The organism is Pseudomonas sp. USHLN015, assembly GCF_037153275.1.
GTDB lineage: Bacteria > Pseudomonadota > Gammaproteobacteria > Pseudomonadales > Pseudomonadaceae > Metapseudomonas > Metapseudomonas tohonis.
In genome coordinates, this window is the sequence record NZ_JBBCKP010000044.1 from 1 (window position 1) to 233 (window position 233).

The 233-nt window shown below is 64.8% G+C and carries 1 pseudogene; it reads right to left on the reverse strand.

Annotated features, from left to right (window positions below):
- A pseudogene (gene glyA / locus WFQ67_RS30260) lies at positions 1-233 on the reverse strand (serine hydroxymethyltransferase); the annotation flags it as partial.

Below are 233 nucleotides of genomic sequence, written 5' to 3' on the forward strand. Positions count from 1 at the left end.
ATTGCGGGTCGTTGGGCACGGCGTTCTTGTTCACGGTGATGCCGGCGCGGCCCAGGGCGGCGTCGGCGTCCTTGCCGGTCAGGCCCTGCTTGATCAGGCTGACCAGGAACAAGTGGTTGTCAGTGCCGCCGGAGACCACGTCGAAGCCGCGCTCGATGAATACCTTGGCCATGGCCTGGGCGTTCTTGATCACCTGCGCCTGGTAGGTCTTGAAGCCGGGCTCCAAAGCCTCC